16 protein-coding genes are annotated in these 19,068 nt (G+C 62.8%); 10 read left to right on the top strand and 6 right to left on the bottom strand.

The features are described 5' to 3' along the window. The first annotated feature begins 10 nt into the window (after positions 1-10). The 5 genes from AC1RR3_RS38340 to AC1RR3_RS38320 are packed head-to-tail and all read left to right on the top strand — an operon-like array spanning position 11 to position 6,678. On the top strand, positions 11-910 hold the full coding sequence (locus AC1RR3_RS38340) for an isocitrate lyase/PEP mutase family protein (RefSeq protein ID WP_492830478.1): 900 nt from the start codon (positions 11-13) through the stop codon (positions 908-910). An 11-nt stretch (positions 911-921) separates the two neighbouring features. After that, the gene (locus AC1RR3_RS38335) at positions 922-2,613 is read left to right on the top strand and encodes a hydantoinase B/oxoprolinase family protein (protein ID WP_492830476.1); all 1,692 of its coding nucleotides are present in this window, start codon (positions 922-924) and stop codon (positions 2,611-2,613) included. Beyond that, complete coding sequence (locus tag AC1RR3_RS38330; RefSeq protein ID WP_492830474.1) at positions 2,610-4,670, top strand: hydantoinase/oxoprolinase family protein; 2,061 nt, start codon at positions 2,610-2,612, stop codon at positions 4,668-4,670. Before AC1RR3_RS38335 ends, AC1RR3_RS38330 begins: the two co-directional genes overlap by 4 nt. After that, the gene (locus tag AC1RR3_RS38325) at positions 4,667-5,278 is read left to right on the top strand and encodes a cysteine hydrolase family protein (protein ID WP_492830473.1); all 612 of its coding nucleotides are present in this window, start codon (positions 4,667-4,669) and stop codon (positions 5,276-5,278) included. Before AC1RR3_RS38330 ends, AC1RR3_RS38325 begins: the two co-directional genes overlap by 4 nt. Beyond that, the gene (locus tag AC1RR3_RS38320) at positions 5,275-6,678 is read left to right on the top strand and encodes an FAD-dependent oxidoreductase (protein WP_492830471.1); all 1,404 of its coding nucleotides are present in this window, start codon (positions 5,275-5,277) and stop codon (positions 6,676-6,678) included. Before AC1RR3_RS38325 ends, AC1RR3_RS38320 begins: the two co-directional genes overlap by 4 nt. Positions 6,679-6,857: 179 nt before the next feature. Here the strand turns inward: AC1RR3_RS38320 and AC1RR3_RS38315 are convergent, their stop codons facing one another. Genes AC1RR3_RS38315 through AC1RR3_RS38300 form a run of 4 tightly spaced genes read right to left on the bottom strand, consistent with a single transcriptional unit; the run spans position 6,858 to position 11,499 of the window. After that, complete coding sequence (locus AC1RR3_RS38315) at positions 6,858-8,174, bottom strand: MFS transporter (protein ID WP_492830469.1); 1,317 nt, start codon at positions 8,172-8,174, stop codon at positions 6,858-6,860. A 54-nt stretch (positions 8,175-8,228) separates the two neighbouring features. Further along, entirely contained in the window at positions 8,229-9,425 is a 1,197-nt protein-coding gene (locus AC1RR3_RS38310; RefSeq protein ID WP_492830467.1) for a CaiB/BaiF CoA transferase family protein, read from the bottom strand. Next, complete coding sequence (locus tag AC1RR3_RS38305) at positions 9,422-10,582, bottom strand: acyl-CoA dehydrogenase family protein (protein ID WP_492830466.1); 1,161 nt, start codon at positions 10,580-10,582, stop codon at positions 9,422-9,424. Before AC1RR3_RS38305 ends, AC1RR3_RS38310 begins: the two co-directional genes overlap by 4 nt. After that, on the bottom strand, positions 10,579-11,499 hold the full coding sequence (locus AC1RR3_RS38300) for an IclR family transcriptional regulator (RefSeq protein ID WP_492830464.1): 921 nt from the start codon (positions 11,497-11,499) through the stop codon (positions 10,579-10,581). Before AC1RR3_RS38300 ends, AC1RR3_RS38305 begins: the two co-directional genes overlap by 4 nt. A gap of 598 nt (positions 11,500-12,097) precedes the next feature. Here AC1RR3_RS38300 and AC1RR3_RS38295 point away from each other — a divergent pair. From AC1RR3_RS38295 to AC1RR3_RS38275, 5 genes are read left to right on the top strand one after another with little or no spacing between them, the layout of a single operon-like run. After that, the gene (locus AC1RR3_RS38295) at positions 12,098-13,414 is read left to right on the top strand and encodes an NtaA/DmoA family FMN-dependent monooxygenase (RefSeq protein ID WP_492830462.1); all 1,317 of its coding nucleotides are present in this window, start codon (positions 12,098-12,100) and stop codon (positions 13,412-13,414) included. A 30-nt stretch (positions 13,415-13,444) separates the two neighbouring features. After that, positions 13,445-14,557, top strand: coding sequence for an ABC transporter substrate-binding protein (locus tag AC1RR3_RS38290; RefSeq protein ID WP_492830460.1), 1,113 nt, complete (start codon positions 13,445-13,447; stop codon positions 14,555-14,557). Beyond that, positions 14,542-15,654 (top strand): ABC transporter ATP-binding protein, encoded by a 1,113-nt coding sequence (locus tag AC1RR3_RS38285; protein ID WP_492830458.1) that lies wholly within the window; start codon positions 14,542-14,544, stop codon positions 15,652-15,654. The genes AC1RR3_RS38290 and AC1RR3_RS38285 overlap by 16 nt, the downstream gene beginning before the upstream one ends. Next, on the top strand, positions 15,647-16,555 hold the full coding sequence (locus AC1RR3_RS38280; protein ID WP_492830456.1) for an ABC transporter permease: 909 nt from the start codon (positions 15,647-15,649) through the stop codon (positions 16,553-16,555). Before AC1RR3_RS38285 ends, AC1RR3_RS38280 begins: the two co-directional genes overlap by 8 nt. Continuing rightward, positions 16,552-17,331, top strand: coding sequence for an ABC transporter permease (locus AC1RR3_RS38275; RefSeq protein WP_492830454.1), 780 nt, complete (start codon positions 16,552-16,554; stop codon positions 17,329-17,331). The genes AC1RR3_RS38280 and AC1RR3_RS38275 overlap by 4 nt, the downstream gene beginning before the upstream one ends. 63 nt (positions 17,332-17,394) lie before the next feature. Here the strand turns inward: AC1RR3_RS38275 and AC1RR3_RS38270 are convergent, their stop codons facing one another. Next, on the bottom strand, positions 17,395-17,622 hold the full coding sequence (locus tag AC1RR3_RS38270) for a hypothetical protein (protein ID WP_492830453.1): 228 nt from the start codon (positions 17,620-17,622) through the stop codon (positions 17,395-17,397). Positions 17,623-18,177: 555 nt separating this feature from the next. Further along, positions 18,178-18,909, bottom strand: a complete 732-nt coding sequence (locus AC1RR3_RS38265) for a hypothetical protein (RefSeq protein WP_492830451.1) — start codon at positions 18,907-18,909, stop codon at positions 18,178-18,180. Positions 18,910-19,068 lie beyond the last annotated feature (159 nt).

Genomic DNA, 19,068 nt, shown 5'->3' with positions numbered 1-19,068 from the left:
GGAGGGCATGATGTCTGATCAAACGTCTCTCAAGACCATGTTGCACGGGCCGGACATCGTGCTGGCTTCCGGTGTTTACGATGCCTTGACCGCTTCGCTGGCAACCGATGCGGGGTTTCGGGCGCTTTATCTGTCCGGCGCAAGCATCGCCTACACCCGGCTCGGGCGCCCCGACATCGGGCTCGTGACCATGTCGGAGGTGGCCGAGACGCTGAGCCTGATCCGCGATCGCGTCACCACGCCTTTGATCGTCGATGCCGATACCGGCTACGGCAATGCCCTCAACGTCCAGCGCACCATGCGTTTGTTCGAGCGCGCCGGCGCCACCGCGATCCAGCTCGAGGACCAGACCTTCCCAAAGCGCTGCGGTCACCTGCAGGACAAGAGTCTCATTCCGACGACGGAGATGGTCGGCAAGATCAGGGCGGCGACCGACGCGCGCCTCAGCAACGAAACCCTGGTGATCGCGCGAACCGACGCGGTGGCGGTCGAAGGCTTTGAGCAGGCCGTCGAACGCGCCGGGCGGTATGCCGAAGCCGGCGCGGACGTGCTGTTCGTCGAAGCGCCGCGCAACGAGGCGCAGCTTCGGGCTATCTCACAGAGACTTGGCGACCGGCTGCCCTTGATGGCTAACATGGTCGAAGGCGGCCAGACACCCATCCTCGGCAAGGACAAGCTGCTGGCGCTGGGCTTTTCGCTGGTGATCTTTCCAGGCGGCATCGTTCGTGCGGTCGCCAAGGCGGCCAAAGCCTTTTACGAGACCCTCGCGCGCGACGGCACCACCGAAGCCTTTCGCAACGACATGTTCGATTTCGACGCGCTGAATGAAATCATCGGCACGCCGCAGATGCTGGAACTCGGGCAGAGCTACGAATTCCCGGCGAACGGCCCCGGCGACAAAACCAGGTGATGGCGGCACAGATGACCAAGACGATCGACCCCGTAACCCTGGCTGTGCTCAAGGGCCGTCTGGAGCAGATCGCCGACGAGATGGACGCCACGCTCTATCGTTCTGCTTTCAATCCGATCATCGCCGAGGCCCGCGATGCCTGTCATGGCCTCTATCACGCCGAGACCGGCGCGACCTTGGTTCAAGGGACCACCGGCCTGCCGATCTTTGTCGGCGCGATGGCTTTTGCCGTCAAAGCCGTGATCGACAAGGTCACGCGCGATGCTGCTTCCGGCCGTGATCATCTGCAGCCCGGCGATACATTCCTGTTCAACGACCCCTATGAGGGGGGTACGCATCTCAACGACTTCCGGCTGGTCAGGCCGATCTACCGCAACGATCGGGTGTTCTGCTGGATCGCCTCGGTTGGCCATTGGCTGGACATCGGAGGCAATGTGCCTGGCGGCTTCAATTCCCGCGCCACCGAAAGCTTTCAGGAGGGTGTGCGGTTTCCGCCGATAAAACTGTTTCGCGCTGGCGTGATCAACGAAGACATGATCGATATCCTTGCCGCCAACAGCCGCGTGCCGACATCGAATTTCGGCGATCTGAACGGGCAGCTCAATGCTCTGGCGCTCGGCGAACGCCGCCTTGCCAGCCTGCTTGACGACTATGGCGAGGACACGATTTCGGCGGCGCTTGATGTCTTCACCCGCAGGGCGTCGGCGTTGATGCGCGAGAATCTCCGCGCCCTGCCCGACGGTGTCTACAGTTTCGAGGACTTTCTCGACAATGACGGCGTCACCGACGAGCCGCTGAAGATCGCGCTTGATCTCACCATCGCCGGTGAGACCATGGTGCTGGATTTCTCCCGGTCGTCGCCGCCCTGCGCCGGCCCGCTCAACATCGCCTATGCGACCGCCGCCGCCTGCTGTTACGTGGCGCTCAAGCACGTCTTTACCGACGTGCCCGCCAATGCCGGTTGTCTCGAGCCGATCACCTTCATCATTCCTGAGACGACCCTGCTCGGCGTCAAGGCGCCGCGTCCGGTCGGCGGCTACACCGAAACCATCCTGCGCGTCATCGGCGTCGTGTTCGGCGCCATCGCCATCGCCGCGCCGGATCGCGCCATGGCGGCACCGTTCGGCACCATCAACGCCTTGTCGCTCGCTGGGTATCGCAATGACGGCTCGCGCTGGGTGATGTTCTCGTTTTTCGGCGGCGGGCTCGGCGGCAACCCCCTCAGCGATGGATTGAACCACGGCAACAATCCGATTTCGATGGCGACGATCCCGCCCGTCGAGATCCTGGAAGCTTCCTATCCGGTCATGTTCACGCAATGGGCGCTGCGTCCGGACAGTGCCGGGATCGGCCAGCATCGCGGCGGCCTCGGCGCCATCTACGAGATCGAAGCGCTCGGCGAGACCGGCGCCGACGTGTTCCTGCTGGGGGAGCGGGGCAAGTTCGCGCCGTTCGGCGTCAATGGCGGCGGTGCAGCGGCGCTGAACCGCTTCGTCTTCGACACGCCGGGCGGCAAGTCGTCACCGCCGCTGGCGTCAAAGATTACTGACGTGAAGATCGCGAAGGGACAGCGGGTCCGGCTTGAAACGCCCGGCGGCGGCGGATTCGGCTCTGTTGTCAGTCGCGATCCGGCGAAGGTCGAGCGCGACCTTCGCCTTGGCTATGTCAGCACGGATGCCGTGGCGTCCGGAGTGAAGTCATGAGCGGCTCCTCGATCATTGGCGTCGATGTCGGCGGAACTTTTACCGATCTGTTCTTCTATGACGAGGACCGCGCCCAATTCCGCACCGTCAAGGTGCCCTCGCAGCGTGGCAACGAGGCTGAAGGGTTTCTGCTCGGTCTTAAGGCGCTCGGGCAGATCAGCGACTTCGGCGCGATCGTGCACGGCACGACGGTCGGTACCAATGCCTTGCTGGAGCGCAAGGGCGCACGCATCGGCCTGATCACGACCGCGGGATTCCGCGATGTGCTGGAAATGCGCCGTCGCGACCGGCCGCATACCTGGGGCCTGTGGGGCGATTTTGTGCCGGTGGTCGATCGCGACATGCGCCTTGAAGTCGACGAGCGGGTATTGGCGGACGGCAGCATTCGCACGGCCGTCGATCCCGCAGAAATTCAGGCGCAGGCGCGCAAATTGCTGGCGGCGGGAGCCGAGGCGCTCGCGATCGTCTTCATCAATGCCTATGCCAATCCGGCCAATGAACGCGCTGCGCTCGCTGCCGCACGCGCGGTCTGGCCCAATGACGACGTGGTTGCTTCCAGCGAAATCCTGCCCGAGATCCGGGAGTTCGAACGAACCTCCACGACGGCGCTCAATGCCTATCTGCAGCCGCTTGTTGGGCGTTATCTCGGCAAGCTGCAGGATGCTCTGAGCGGTGAAGGCTTCAAAGGGCAGTTTCATATCGTGCAGTCGAATGGCGGCGTCATGTCGACGGCGATGGCACGAAAATTCCCGGTGCGCACCGCGCTGTCCGGCCCCGCCGCCGGCGTGATCGCTGCCGGGGCCATTGCCCGCGCCGCCGGTTTTGACAATGTCATCACCGGCGACCTCGGCGGCACCTCTTTCGACGTGTCCCTGATCGCCGGCGGCCAGGCCTCGCTTGCGGCGCAGACCACGATCGATTTCGGATTGGTGATCCGCACGCCGATGATCGAGATCACGACGATCGGCGCCGGCGGCGGTTCGATCGCGCATGTCGATCGCGGTGGATTGCTGCAGGTCGGTCCGGAAAGCGCCGGCTCGGTGCCGGGGCCGGTCAGCTACGGGGCAGGCAATGATCGGCCGACACTGACCGATGCCAATGTGGTGCTCGGCCGCATCAACGCCGAGAGGCCGATCGGGGGCAAGCTCGCGCGACTGGATGTCGAGGCGGCGAAAGCGGCAATTCTCCGCCATGTCGGGGACCCGCTGGGGCTGGATGCGATGGCGGCCGCGGAAGCCATCGTGCGGATCGCCAATGCCCGCATGGCCGGCGCGATCCGGCTGGTGTCGATCGAACGCGGTCATGACCCCGGCAATTTCGCCGTCATGCCGTTCGGTGGCGGCGGCGCGCTTCATGCGGGCGCGCTGCTGCGTGAGGTGGGGCTGAAGCTGGCTTTGGTGCCGCGCTTTCCGGGCATCACGTCGGCGCTCGGCTGCGTCATCGCCGATCTCCGGCACGACCAGGTGCAGACCGTCAATTTGATGCTGGAAGGTCTCGACGCAAGGAGGCTGGACCAGCGGATGATCGCGGAAGGCAAGGCGGCGCATGCCGTCGTCGCATCGGCGGGCGTCCAGGTCGACCGCATCGATGTGATCTACGAACTCGATATGCACTATGTCGGGCAAACCCACACTATCGGGGTGACGCTGCCGGTCGCTTTCGGCGACACCACCACCGGTATCGATGCCGGGATGATCAGACAGGCCTTCGAGGCTTCCTATCAGGCGCAGTTCAGCCGCAAATTGCCTGGCATTCCGGTCAAGATCGTGACGCTACGTACCGCCGCCATCGGCCGGCGGCCACATTTCGACCTCGCCGCACTGGCACCGTCTGCCGATGCATCGATCGACAAGGCGAAACTCGAGGACCGCAATGTCTGGTTCGACGGCGCCTGGCATCGGACCTCGATCTGGTCGCGGCTCGAACTGCCGATCGGTACGGTCATTTCCGGTCCGGCGATCCTGGAGCAAGGCGACGCCACCACCGTGGTTGAACCTGGCCTGGTGGCGCGCGTCGACGCGCTCGGCAACATCATCATCGAAAGGCAACCGACATGAGTGGTGGTCCGGTTCCGATAACGCGCACAGCATTGCTGATCGTCGATCTGCAGAATGACTTCCTGCATCCCGACGGCGCGTATGCGCGAGGCGGGCAGGGCGCAGCTTCGATTGCAGCGCTGCCTTTGAAGCTGAAGCCGCTCGCTGACGCCTTTCGCGCTGCGGGTGGCTGGATCATCTCGACGCATTTCACGCTGGTCCCTGGCAAAGATAGCGAACCGCTGATCTCGCCGCATCTGAAGGCGCTGCGGCCATTCCTGTGCAAGGGCGATTTCGCGCCGGGCAGCTGGGGCCACGCGCTCGTCGATGAATTGGCGCCTTCGGACCTGCAGATCGAAAAGATCGCCTATTCGGCGTTCTACATGACGCGGCTTGAATGGCTGCTACGGAAGTGTTCAATCGACAGGCTGGTCGTCGGCGGCATCGTCACCAATGGTGGCGTGGCGTCGACGGTGCGCGATGCGCATGTGCGGGATATCGAAGCCGTCGTGCTGTCCGACGGCTGCGCCGCCTTCGACGATGCCACCCACCAGACCGCCATCGCGGCATTGAAGCCGGTTGCCCGGGTCGCAACCATCGCCGACATGATGGCGGAGACGAAGCGGTGACCATCAAGCCGGTTCCGTCCGAGGGTTTCGAGACAACCATCTCCGTTCTTGTCGTCGGGGGCGGGGCGGCGGGTCTTTGCGCCGCGCTCGCTGCCCACGAGGCCGGCGCGGAGGTCGCGATTTTCGAGCGTGATCCCCTTCCGCGCGGTTCGACCGCTTTATCGGCCGGGCTGATACCGGCTGCGGCAACGCGCTTTCAGAAATTGCACGGCATCGTCGATACGCCGGAGCTCTTTGCTGCTGATATCCGCAAGAAGGCACATGGAGAGGCCGATGATGCGATCGTCGATCTCGTCACAGCGCAATCTGGTCCTACGGTCGAATGGCTTGCCGATCGCTATGGCCTGCCGTTTTCCGTGGTGCATGATTTCGACTATCCGGGCCATGCGGCGCGCCGGATGCATGGCCTGCCGAGCCGATCCGGCGCCGAGTTGATCGATCGTCTGCGGCAGGCGGTCGAGGAGGCTGGCTTGCCGTTGATGGTGCAAGCGACCGTCACTGGGCTCTTTAGCGATGCCGAGCGTCGCATTCACGGGCTTGAGATAACGCGACCGGATGGAACACGGGACGCGATCGGGTGCGATACCTTGATCCTCGCCTGCAACGGATATGGCGGCAATCCGGCGCTGGTTGCGCAACACATCCCGGAGATGCAGGGCGCGCTCTATTTCGGTCATCCGGGCAATCGCGGCGATGCCGTGCTCTGGGGCGAAGCGCTGGGCGCAAAACTCCTCCATATGTCCGGCTATCAGGGCCACGGATCGGTGGCACATCCCCATGGCATTCTGATGACCTGGGCCACGATCATGGAAGGGGGCTTTCAGGTCAACGCAAACGGCCGCCGCTTCTCGAACGAGAGCCTTGGCTATTCCGAGCAGGCAGCTGCGGTCATTGCCGAGCCGGAGTCGATTGCATTCAGTATTTTTGACGAGCGAATTGCAATCATCGCACGCCAGTTCGAGGATTTCAGGCGCGCCGAGGCGAGCGGCGCGGTGATCGAGGCTGACAGCATCGCGGCGTTGGCAGCGCGTCTTAAATTGCCAGCCGATGCCCTCGGGGAAACTTTCGCGACGGTCGCACGTCTCAAGCAAAGCGGCGACACCGACGCATTCGGGCGGAATTTTGCCGGCGTCGCGCCGCTGTCGCCGCCCTTCAAGGCTGTTCGTGTGACGGGTGCGCTTTTTCACACCCAGGGAGGTCTTGCCGTCGATCGTCACGCGCGGGTGCTCGACCGGGATGCCCAGCCATTGCCCAACCTTTTTGCCGCGGGCGGCGCGGCGGCCGGAGTTTCCGGGGCGCAGGCCAGCGGATATCTTTCGGGCAATGGCCTGCTGACGGCGACGGTGCTGGGTCGCATTGCCGGCATCTCTGCTGCGAAAATCTGCAGCCGCCTTCGTTAGACGTGGACACGGGTAAAGGGAACCTCCGTACCAGCGTCCTTGGTCACGGACATAATACCCCGGAAGTCGACGTCGCGCACCTCGTGCGCGACGTCGACCGTACGCCAGCCGAGCGCCAGGCTCTGAAGGCAACATCTCTTGATGTGGGCTCGGACTCCTTCGAAAGCGAGCGCTGTGGATCAGATCGTTGCGACTTGCGTTCTTGAAGAGGCATTTGCGGGGAGCGCGGCAAGAGCCAGAACGACTCCGGCAAGTACGATAAGCGCAACAACCGCCAATCCAGCGTACAAACTCCCGGTCTGTACCTTGAGCCAGCCGATGATCGATGGACTCACGCCACTACCGATCGCGCCGACCATGCTCGCTGCAGCGATCCCGCCGGCAGCGCCCTTCCCACCGAGGTACGACATCGGAATTGTCCAGTAGACGGCGAGCACGCAAAAGTTCCCGATCGCGGCGCATGTCAGAAGGATCGCTGTCAGCGGAAGGCTGTTTGCGCCCAACGGCAATGCGAGGAATCCGGCGGCGCCGAGAGCCCCACATGCCGCAAAGTGCCAGCGTCGCTCCAACATCCGATCGGAATGCCGTCCGACCGCGATCATGGCGATAGCCGAAATCGCCGAAATCAACCCGGTCAGCCAGCCGATACCGCCAAAACCGGTCATGCCGACCCCCTTGAGCAAAGTTGGCGTCCAGAAGCTCACGGCGTTAGTTCCGCAATTGACGCAGAAATTCATCGCAGCGAGGGCGTAAATCATGGGGTCGCGCAGCACGGCCAGGAAGCTGTGTTGTTTCCCCTTCGGATTGGCGGATCGGTCGAGTTCGAAATCGCGCCGCAGCACTTTCCTTTCGTCGTCGTTCAACCAGCTTGCTTTCGCGGGCGCGTCATCGAGATAGAAATAAGCCACAACCCCGAGGACAATGGCCGGCAATCCCTCCAGCAGGAACAACCATTGCCAGCCACGCAGGCCGTAGACGCCGTCGAAATGCTCCATGATCAGGCCGGACAACGGGCCGCCGACGATCCCGGCAAGCGGAATGCCCATCAGAAAAAGGCTGGTCACGCGCCCCTTGTAGCGATCAGGAAACCAGTAGGTGAGATAGAGCATGATGCCCGGAATGAAGCCCGCCTCAGCCGCGCCGAACAGCAGGCGCAAGACGTAGAGTTCGCCTGCACTGCGGATGAACATCTGCATCGCGGTGAGCACGCCCCACAGGGCCATGATCCGCAGCAACGTCTTGCGTACGCCGATACGATCGAGCATCAGGTTGCTGGGAATATCGAACAGGCTGTAGGTAACGAAGAACAGTCCCGTCGCAAAACCGAAATGCGCGTCGTTCAGCCCGAGATCCGAAAGGAACTGGAGCTTGGCGAACCCTATGTTCACGCGATCGACATAGCAAATGAGATAGAGCAGCAGAATGAAAGGAATGAGCCGCCAGGATATCTTGCGATAGAGTCGCGCCGAGACGGCGTCACCAACGACTTCAGCCATGAATTCCTCCCCTAGGACGGCTGTATTTTTGTGCCGTTCCTTGATTTGAACTGATCAGATCACCTTAAGGCGCCTCAATCGGTCTTGCTCAGCCGCCGAGATCCCCAGCCATTCGCCGAGGATTCGTTCGTTGTCGTGCCCGAGGTCGCGCGCGGCATGCCTAACCCCGCCGCCGTCCCCCACGAAGCGCGGCACGACGTTCTGCATCCGGACGCTGCCGAAGTCGTCGTCGGGCACGCGCGTGATCGCATCGCGCGCGATCATCTGCGGATCGGAGAATATCTGGTCGATGGAATTGATCGGGGCGAGCGTGCCCTGCGCCCGCTCGAAGGCGTCGAGAGTGTCCGCGAGATCGTGCGCGGCACACCAGTCCGAGAAGATCGCGTTCAGCTCGGCCGCATGCTCGCAACGTGCACCGTTGTTCCGAAACCGCGGGTCCTCGATCAGATCCGCGCGTTCGATCGCCCGGCAATTATTGGCGAACATTGCGTTGGTCGAGCCGGACAGCGTGACCCAGTGACCGTCCATTGTGCGGTACACGTTCGAAGGCGCGGAATATTGGTTCAGATTTCCCGAGCGTTGCCGCACCACGCCGAGTTGATCGAACTCGATCGGCAGGAATTCGAGGATGCGAAGCGTCGCTTCGCATAACGACAGATCGATTTCCTCACCGCCCGCCGTGGGATCCTTCGCCCGTTTCCAGCACGCTGCCAGTATCCCGATCGCGCCGAAAAGTCCGCCAAGCGCGTCCCCAATGGGATAGCCCGCGTGCATCGGCTGGCCATGGGACTCGCCGGTGATGTAGGTCAGCCCGGCCATCGCCTCGAATACCCGCGCAAAGGCCGGCCGGTTCCGATAAGGGCCATCTTGTCCATATCCGGTGGTGCGAAGGATAACGAGACGCGGCTGAATCTCCCAGAGTACCTCCCTGGTCAGACCCCAGCGATCAAGCGTGCCGGGCCGAAAATTCTCGACAAGAACATCGAACCGCGGCAACAGACGTTTGAGGATCTCCACGCCTTCAGGTTTGCGCAGATCGAGGCTGAGAAAACTCTTGTTGCGATTGATGACTTTCCACCACAAGGACTTGCCATCCTTGAAGGGCCCGAATCCACGCGCGCCATCGCCGGCACCCGGAAGTTCGACCTTGAGGACGTCCGCGCCATAGTCCGCCAGCAGCGTCGCCGCAAGCGGAGCGGCGACGATCGTCGCGAGATCGAGAACACGGAGACCTGCCAGCGGCCCGCTCATCTTGCCTCCTTGCCATCGCGCAGCAACAGCCGCGCGATGTTCAACTGATGGATCTGGCTGGTGCCTTCGTAGATGCGAAACGCGCGAACATCCCGGTAGAAGCGCTCGATGCCTCTTTCCTTGACGTAGCCTTGCCCGCCGAAGATCTGGACCACGCGATCGGCGACGCGGCCGCACACCTCGGTGGAGAAATACTTGCAAAGGGAGACGTCCATCGTGACGTCCTCGCCACGATCGCGCTTGCGTGCGGTTTCAAGGATAAGGGCCCGCGCTGCCTCGATCTCGACCTTGCAATCGGCGAGCATGGCCTGGATAAGCTGGAATTCGCCAATGGCGCGGTCGAACTGCCGTCGGCTCTTGGCGTAGGAAATGGCTTCGTCGAGCAGCCGGATCGCGGGGCCGGTCGACAAGGCCGACAGGTTGATGCGTTGTTTGTTCAACGCCTTGAGCACGGTACGAAAACCGCCGCCGCGTCTGCCGATGATCGCCGATTCATGGACGATGCAGTCCTTCAGGAAGACCTCGCCGATGGGCGCGCCTTCCTGTCCCATTTTCGGCGTCGATCCGGACGTGCTGAATCCTTCCGCACCGCGCTCCACCAGGAACGCGGTAACACCGTCGGACTTCTTGCTGTCCGGTTCGGTCCGTACGAACACGGTGAACAAATCGGCGATCGGCGCGAGCGTGATGTACCGCTTGTGCCCGTTGAGCCGGAAATATCCGTTCGGCAACGCCGTCCCGCTCGATGTCAGCGCGCTCGCCTCGGAACCTGCCTCCACCTCCGTAAGCGCCAGCGCTCCGGTCAGTTCGCCGGAAGCCAGCCGGGGCAGATATTTGCGTTTGATTTCCTCACTGGCATCCTGCACCAGGGCCTCTGCACCGACGCCGGTATTCATGCCGACGCGCGCACGATAGGCGACAGAGCATTGCGACAGCTCTATGTTTGCCAACGCAAGCTCTTCGGTCGTCAGGCCCGCGCCGCCATAGGCTTCGGGGATTGACCAACCGAAATAACCACGGCGGCGCATTTCTTCAACGATCTCGTCCGGAACGCGGTCGTCTCGTTCGACGCGATCCTCGTTCGGAATGGCGACCGTCCGGACGAAATCACGCACGTCGGCCAGCAAACGTTCAAACCCTGTCGCATCGCGGATCATTGACCAACCTTGAGTAACGGCCTCGAGTGGCGGGTTTCGTTGGCGAGGCTAGCAGTGTCGTCGGGGCCGGACATATTACGAATGGCTTGGGCGAGTAGTACGAGGCGCGGACCAATTTCCGCCTCCAGTTCGCCCGCGCGCAGCCGGAAGGCTTGAAGCCCGCAATTGATGGCAAAGCATGCCTGGCCGAAATCGGGATCGCGGAACAGCGGCACCGCCGCCGCGTGGACTTCACTCACCCAATCGCCGTACGAGACGCAAAATCCACGCTCCGCACATTGGCGGAGACCCGCGCGTACGTTGTCGCGATAGGCGTCCCATGTCTCCGGAAGCTCGGCGGCAAATCGCGTTTCAACGGATGCCAGCTCGTGCGTCTCGAGCATCGACAACAGCGCGCGCCCCATGGCCGCCCGGGGCAGAGGGATCGTCGAGCCGATGTCCGGCGTATGCGCGGCCGTTTCGCCAGCCCGCGCGCTTTCGACGTAGATGAGGTTGGTGCCGTCCAGCAGACCGATCGAAACCGTGCCGCGAACGCTATTGGCGAGCTCCTGCATGAGCGGCCGAGCGGTCTGGCGCACTTTCATGCTGGCCAGCAGCGGATGCGCCACCGTCAGCGCGCGGGCCCAAAGGCGAAACTTCGCGCGTTGCGGCTCATAAGCGAGATAACCGAGTTCGGCGAGCGTGTGAGTCAGTCGCGCCACGGTAGGACGCGAAAGCCCGGTGCGCTGCGCTATTTCGCTGTTACCGAGACGGGTGCTCTCGGCCGCGAAAGCTTCGAGTACCGCAAGCCCTTTCGCAAGCGTGGTCGCGAACGCTGCGTCCGATTGTCCCGGCGCGTCCGAGAAACGCTGAAGCCGCGCGGATGGAGGCGCCTGATTCTTTCGTGGCTTTGCGCCGGTGTTGCGTTTGGCCTGCATGACGATCTCCTTTAGTAGCGGCGCAGATTTTGTCAATATAGTTTAACTTATCGCCACTTACTGTCCATTATATTGACAGTCGGCGGCGCGCTTTTTTGTCGTCTTGCCGCTTTTGCGGTCGATATCTCGTTCACCGGCGGGGCGTTGGGTTACGCGATCGCGGGGGAAAGCTGCCGGAGTGAGCGCGCAAGAACAAAATCCGCAGAACTGCGGCTGCGAGCGAAACCAATGCAGGCAATGCGGTTGCTACTTGCTCTTGCAGTCGTAAGCGGCACGGGATCCGTATGCCTGGCACAGAGCAAAGAAGTGCCAGTCAGAATCGGGTCTACCCCGGCGTGGGCAACGTCTCGTTTCGGGTCGCCATCGCCAAGGGATGCTGCGAAGAGCGTCGCCTGCGAAATAGTGAGCGAGCGGAGACGATATCACCTGTCTCGGTCGCTGTGTCGCATGCAATTTCTACTCGACGTGAGGCGCACCGCGCCATTTCGACCGGAGTGCTGTTACCAGCCTCCACGACGACAGCGCATAGGAGGTCGGCACAGTACTTGCTTAGTTCATTCGGTCGATCCTGAAACTTGATCGTGGTCATGGAGCCGAGATGCCCACCAAACCATTTCACTTGGCCTGGTTCCTTCAGGGATCGAGCGTGCAGGCCTGGGGCGAGTCCTGGACCGGACATATCGGCCAGACCTGGATGGAGCCTGAGCTGTTCCTGAACGCGGCGCGCGCGCTCGAGCGCGCCTGCTTCGACTACATCCTGCTCGAAGATTCGTCCTATGTCGGCGAGAGCTTCGGTGGCTCGACCGACATCTATCTCAAGAACGGCATCGCGGTGCCGCGTCAGGATCCGTCAGTGGTGGCGGCGCTGATGACGCAGGTGACATCGCGCATCGGCATCGTGCCTACTTTTGGAACATACGCCTATCATCCCTATCTGCTCTCCCGCCTGGTGGCGACGCTCGACCAGGTGTCGGGCGGGCGCATCGGCTGGAATGCCGTCACCGGCAGTTCGGACTTCGCGGCCATGAACTTCGGCATGCCGGGCATGCCGGAGCACGATCTGCGCTATGACATGGCTGACGAATACATGGAGGTCTGCAATGGCCTGTGGGATTCGTGGGAGCCGGGCGCCATCATCGCCGACCGCAAGAGCGGCGTGCTGGTCGATCCCACCAAGGTCCACGCCGTCAATTACAGCGGCAAGTATTACAAGACGCGCGGCCCGCTCAACTCGGGGCCGGCGCCGCAGGGCCGGCCCGTGATCGCCCAGGCCGGCGGCTCGCCGCGCGGACGCAAATTCGCCGCCGCCCATGCCGACACCATCGTGGTCCACGTCAAGGGTATCGAGGCGATGCGCTCCTACCGCGACGACGTCCACAAGCACATGATCGCATGCGGCCGCAAACCTTCCGATTGCAAGGTGCTCTATCTCATCAACCCGATCCTCGGCGACACCATGCAGGATGCCCAGGAGCGCAAGAAGAGGCGGGCCGCCATCGCGATGGAACGCATCGACGAGCGGCTCGCGCATTTCGGCAAGGTGACCAATATCGACTTCGGCAAGTTCGATCTCGAAAAGCCGCTGCCCGACGATGTGACCACCAACGGCCATCAGCAGAATCTCGAGCAGTACCGCCTGATGGCGAAAGGGCGCTCGATCCGGGAGACGATGGCGAGCTTCAATGCGGTCGACCTGTCGGTCGAGCTCTGCGGCACACCCGACGCCGTCGCCGCACAGATGGGCGAGGTGATGCAGGACGTCGGCGGCGACGGATTCCTGTTCTCGATGCCCAACGTCAACCGCCGCACACTCGCCGAGATCGAGGACGGGTTGGTGCCGGCGCTGCAGGATCGCGGCCTGATGCGCAAAGCCTACGAGCACAAGCACTTCCGCGACAATCTTCTGGCGTACTGATCACCCCAAGCAGGAAGGCAGAAAGCCGTCATGCGCGATCATCGTTCTCCGACCAAATTCAATCGCCGCACGGCAATCGGTCTGCTGGGCGCAGGCCTTGCGGCGCCGTTCATCCGCCCTGGTCACGCCGAGGCGGCGTGGCCGGAGCAGACCACGATCCCCGACATCCTGAAGGGCAGCGGCGAGGTTCGCATCGCCACCTTCGGCGGCACGATGCAGGAGACCCAGCAAAAGGCTTATTTCGAGCCGTTCGAGAGGTTGTCCGGCATCAAGGTGCATGCCTTTCCCGGCACCAACCCGACCAAGATCAAGGCCATGGTCGAGACCGGCAATGTCGAATGGGACATCGCCCAGCTCAGCCGCGGCTCGATCATGAACCTGCAGAAGCAAGGCGACTATTTCGAGAAGATCGACTATTCCCTGGTCGACGACGGTGTCGGCGCCGCCTACCGCTTCGAATACGGACTCGAGATGCTGGTGTGGGCGCAGGTGATTGGCTATCGGACCGACGCCTTCAAGGGCGACGCGCCCAAAGGCTGGGCAGACTTCTGGGACACCAAGAAATTTCCCGGCGACCGGGCCATGGGCGGCACCGGCGCCGGCGGCTGGCCCGAGATGGAATTCGCCCTGATGGCGGCCGGCGTGCCGGCCGACAAGCTCTATCCGCTCGATATCGATAAGGCTTTCGCAAGCTACGAGGGGATCAAGAAGGCGGTCGTCAAATGGTGGGACACCGGCGCCGTGCCGGTCCAGCTTCTGACCGACCGCGAGGTCGCCATGACAACCGTCTGGAACGGTCGCATGGCTGCGCTGCAGGCGGCGAACGTTCCCGCCGCAATATGCTGGAATCAGGGGCTGATGAAGCGTGACGCCTGGGGCATCCCCAAGGGCGCCAAGAACGCCACGAATGCGATGAAGTTCGTAGCCTATTCGACCATGGCGATCCCCCAGGCGCGCATCGCCTTCGGAATCCCCTATGGTCAGGTCAACGCCAAGTCGAACGACTACATCCCGCCGGAACGGCTGGCCGTGCTGCCCAGCGCTCCCGCCATCAAATCGCAGCTCGTGAACTATGACTATGATTGGTGGATCGACAATCGCGACACGGTTGTTGGTCGCTTCAACAAATGGCTGCTGAGCTGACGACGATGACCGGGGCTGGCCGCGGCGCGTCGGTATCGCTCAGCAACCTGGAACGGCGCTATGATCGCGTGGCCGCGGTGGCCGGCGTTTCGCTGGACATTCTCTCCGGCGAGTTCCTGACGCTGCTGGGACCGAGCGGATCCGGCAAGTCGACGACCTTGATGATGATCGCCGGCTTCGAGACGCCGACCGGCGGTGACATCGCCATCGACGGGAAGTCGGTCGTCGCCATGCCGCCCTATCGCCGCAACATCGGCATGGTGTTCCAGAACTACGCTCTGTTTCCTCATCTCACCGCTGCCGACAATATCGGATTTCCGCTGAAGCAGCGCGGCGTCGGCAAGGCCGAGCGGGAAAAGCTGGTCCGCGAGGCGCTGGCGCTGATGCAATTGCCCGACCATGGTGAGCGCTATCCGCGCCAATTGTCCGGTGGCCAGCAACAGCGGGTCGCGCTCGCGCGCGCCATCGTGTTCAAGCCGCGCCTTCTTCTGATGGACGAGCCCTTGGGCGCGCTCGACAAGCAGCTCCGCGAGAATCTGCAGCTGGAGATGCGCCGCCTTCATGCCGATCTTGGCATCACCTTCATCTATGTCACCCACGACCAGGAGGAGGCTCTCACCATGTCGGACCGTATCGCCGTCATGAATGGAGGACTGGTGGCGCAGGTCGGACGGCCCGAGGATCTGTATGACCGGCCGGGCAGCCGTTTCGTCGCCTCCTTCCTCGGCGAGTCGAATTTCCTCCCGGCCATCGTGCGCGGCGTCGAGGACGATGTCGTGGTGGCCGAGTGCGAAGGGGCCATCGTCCGTGCCTTGTGTCCCGGCCGGCCCGCCACCGGCGAGAAGGTCATGCTGACGACGCGTCCTGAGCGTATCCGCTTCGCCGACGGCGCCTTTGCTTCGACCGCGCCGCAGAACCGTCTCAGCGTCACCGTGACCGAAGCGGTGTTTGCCGGTGAACGCTGCCGCTACATGTTGCAGGCACGCGACGGCACCGCGATGGTGCTGAAAGAACCGTCGAGTGCGGCGATCCGGCGCCGCGCGGTCGGCGAGCGGACGGAGATCGCCTGGTCGGTCGCGGATACGATCCTTGTCTGAGGGGGTCGAAATCCGTTTCGAAGGACTGGCCGCCACGCGGCAGAGCGGCGTGCGGCTGCCCTGGCGGCTGTCCTGGCGGCCGGTCATGCCGCTGCTGCTGGCGGCGCCGCTTCTGCTGTTCATGCTCGTGTTCTATGCATTGCCGGTGCTGTCGATGTTGATGCGCAGCGTCAACGATCCCAGCTGGACGCTGTCGCATTATGCCTCCCTGACGGGCGACACGGTGTTCCTGAAAGTCTTCACGAACACGCTTTACACGTCGTTGACCGTCACGGCGGGGGCGCTGCTGCTGGGCTATCCTGTCGCTCTCTCGCTGGTGCGCGCGCCGCGCTACGCGCCGGTGATCCTGTTCCTGGTCCTGCTGCCATTCTGGACCAGCGTGTTGGTCCGCAGCTACGCCTGGATGGTGCTGTTGGGCCGGCACGGCCTCATCAATGAGGCGCTGCTCGCGGCAGGCATGATCGACCGGCCGTTGCGCATCCTCAATACGCCGCTGGCGACCCAGATCGCGATGGTTCACATCCTGCTGCCCTACATGGTTCTCCCGATCGCCAATGCGCTCCGACAGATCGATCCGTCGCTGGCGCGCGCGGCGTCCGGGCTGGGCGCAACGCCGTGGGCGACCTTTCGGCAGATAACGCTGCCGCTCTCCATGCCGGGCGTCGCTGCCGGCGTGCTGCTGGTATTCGTGCTGGCGCTGGGCTTCTACATCACGCCGGCCATGGTCGGCGGTACGCGCGAGATCACGCTATCGATGCTGATCGCCCAACAGGTCGATCAGCTCAACTGGGCCTATGCAGCGACCCTCTCGGTCCTGTTGCTGGCAACGGCGCTCGCCATCATCGCGGTTTTCTATCGGCTGCCTGGTGTCGGCCATACGCTCCGAACGAGCGCACGATGACAGTCGCCCGCGTGCTGCCGGCGATGCTCGTCGGCCTCATCCTCATGTTCCTCGCCTTGCCCATCGTCGTCGTGATGGTGGTCTCGTTTTCTTCGGCGACCTACCTGACGTTTCCACCGCCGGCCTTCGGGTTGCGCTGGTATAGTGTCTATTTCGGCAGCGACGATTGGTTGCGCTCGACCTGGCTCAGCCTCTGGGTCGCAGCCTCCGTGGTCGTGCTGGCGACGCTGCTCGGCACGCTGGCAGCGCTTGGCATCGCCCGCCTGCCCAAAGCACTCCGCGTTCTGGCCTCTGCGCTGATCCTGTCGCCGTTGATCGTGCCGGTGATCGTCGTGGCCATCGGCATCTACTACGCCTTCGCCCGTTACGGCTTGGTCGGCACGCCGGCCGGCCTGATCTTCGCCCATACCTGTCTTGCGGTGCCCTTCGTCGTCACCAGCGTGAACGCCAGCCTCGCGGGCATCGACCCCCGCCTGGAGCAGGCGGCGCTTAGCCTCGGCGCTACACCCATCGGCACTTTTTTCCAGATCACGCTGCCGCTGATCCGCCCCGGCGTTCTGGTCGGCGCCCTGTTCGCCTTCATCACATCGTTCGATGAGCTGGTCGTTGCGCTGTTCATATCCGGCTCCGGCGCGGTCACGCTGCCGCGCCGCATGTGGGACGATTTGCTCTATCAGATCGAGCCAACCATCGCAGCGGTCTCAACCCTGACCATCGTCCTGACGGTCGTGTTGATGGGCTGCGCCCACCTCCTTGGAAAACGAGCGGCCGCTTGACCTTGGCCCAGCCGAGACGCCGCGTGCAATTTGACCGGGCGTCGTGCAGCTGTTCGTGCGGGTTCACTTGCGCTTCGTCTTGGGCTGCTTTTTTGGCACCGGGCCCGCTGCGGCTTCCCGTGCCAGCCGCTCTGCCTTCAGCCGCTCTCGATTCCGAGCGAAGGCCTCCTCGGCGAGCGCGTGCTCGGACATTGCCTTCACTGCATCGACTTGGCGGAAGGCCTTGCGTGCTTCCCGCTCCGCTTTGCTGATTGGCTTCGGCGGTTGGTGCTCACCAATTGTTTTTGTCATCTTGTCTCGATCCAAACGTTTCTCGAAAGTCGGGTCAATTCTTGCGTGTCGGCCCGGCATCTCGCGCCAGGCGCTCCGCCCTGAGACGCCTATGGTTCTCCTGAAACTCCGGATCGGCGTGGCTGTCCGCTATCGTTTGCCGCGCCCCGATTGGATTTTGCGCCTTTCGGTCCGCTTCATCCGCGACCTGTTGCTCGGCGGAGCGCTTCCGTTTGGTCATTGCTCGATCCTTGCACCAGCGATTTGCCCAGAACTATTCAAATGGTCCCGGGAACCACAATAGACGCTTGTCGGGCGGGCGGCGACCTCAAATGTGCAGGGCCGTCCAGCCCAACGGTCCCAGCGCACCGGCAAAGCTGCCGCACAAAGGCGTCTGGTGGGGTGGTTCCAAAGGGCGATAGACCCGTCCCGAGCCCGAGGACATCGTTGGACACGGTCGGACCGCGCAGCGCTGTTTCTGCCCTTATGAGCCTGAGCGGGAGGGCAATGGTTACATTGCGTCACAGCATGCTCTACGCTAGAGCAATCGTGGCTGACTTCGGAGGTAAGCGCATGTCATACGCCTATAAGCTCAATGAAGACGTTCGCCACCAGCCCCAAGGTCCACAAGGACGTGCAGCAATCGATCCAGCAATGATTTACACCATCGTTCAATGTATGCCCATCGAGGCAGATGGACGTCTTCGATACCGTATCAAGAGCAAGTCGGGGAATGTCGAACGAGTCGTAACGGAAGATCAGCTGTCGTACTTTCAGTGATTTGGCGCGCTTGTTGGTAGAAGGAGTTTCGTCGTGTTGAATGATCGAGAAAATATCCTGATTGCGCTTCGAGAGAAGCCGCTCAAAGTCTACGAAGTCATGAAGCGCGCCAATGTCGCGAACGAGGAAGCTTGCCAGTCCCTCCTGTTGAAAATGCGAGACGAAGGCTCGGTGAAGTTCGATATCCACAAAGGGCGATGGCTCATCGGATGAGCCGTGAATTGCGGCGATGGTCGAGGCAAGCCTTCCTCTACAGAATGCCTTCCTTTTGAGAAGGTATTCCTCGTCGCTTCCGTCCCTTGCTTGGCCAAGCTGCCAGGCCACCAGAAGCGCAGTCAGCTGCTCGCCCCTCGGCCACCTCCCCACCCTGTGTCGCCGCTCCGTCAACCCCTCCCCATAAAAATATTCCACTTTACCGAAATTCGGAAATAGCGTATGTGTCGTCCATCCCGGCTCATCCTTGAGGGGCGATCTCGTTGTCGTCTTGTTCGCGAGCCGGGCTTGCGGTGGACGCGGCAGCGTCGGCACGAACAGGTTGCGGGCAGGGCGGGTAGTCCCTGTGAGCTCGCGGCCGCGTGCGGACGAGCGGCGCTGTCAGGTTCGTCTCGTCTGTAAGTTTCCGGCTCCGTCGACAGGGTCGGGAAAACTGCGGCGAAATGGCGGGCCGTGCGTACGGCAAAACCGTGT

The organism is Bradyrhizobium sp. GW821-FHT13H05, assembly GCF_058804065.1.
Note: the sequence above shows the minus strand (reverse complement) of the source record. Positions and strands in the feature narration are given on the sequence as shown.